This window comes from Mesorhizobium sp. M2A.F.Ca.ET.039.01.1.1 (assembly GCF_003998035.1).
In the GTDB taxonomy this organism is placed as follows: Bacteria; Pseudomonadota; Alphaproteobacteria; order Rhizobiales; family Rhizobiaceae; genus Mesorhizobium.
This window is the reverse complement of the sequence record NZ_RZRY01001496.1, coordinates 1-496: the sequence shown is the minus strand read 5'-3', so window position 1 is coordinate 496 and position 496 is coordinate 1. Positions and strand designations below refer to the sequence as shown.

Genomic DNA, 496 nt, shown 5'->3' with positions numbered 1-496 from the left:
ATGCAGGACTTTGCACGCTAGCACCGCGTTGCCGGGCCATATAAGAGATTTGGCCCGGCGCGAGAAGCGGCACTCGTGGCCAAAGAACGGGATCGCACCGGCCGCCACGCTGTCAAAATGCCGAAGTTGTGATCCGGCACGACGCTTAGCTTCTTCCCGCTCTTTGGCGATGAAGCGTTCCAGCGTGTGAATCTTGAGCACACCTGAAATCACTTCGTCGCCGAGAACCAACGCCGGCGTGACGTTGATGTACAGCTCCTTGGCGAGCGCGCAATTGCGCTCGAGGACGTTTTCGATGGCGCGGTCTTCCATGTCCCGCTTGAGCTGCTCAACCTCGAGGCCAACGTGTCGTGCGATAGTCAAGATGTCGAATTCGCTGAGCTGCGCGACCGCTCCGGGAAGTGGGACTTTCAGTAAGCGCCCCGAACCAGCCTATTTCCTTTCACAGCCAACCGCGCCGCTTGAAAAAGAGATACGGAACCACGGCGGAGAGCAC

The 496-nt window shown here is 58.9% G+C and carries 1 protein-coding gene; it reads right to left on the bottom strand.

Features of this window, described 5'->3' with window-relative positions:
* On the bottom strand, positions 1-363 hold a 363-nt coding region (locus EOA24_RS40625; protein ID WP_281059956.1), incomplete at its 3' end, for a DsbA family protein.
* Positions 364-496 lie beyond the last annotated feature (133 nt).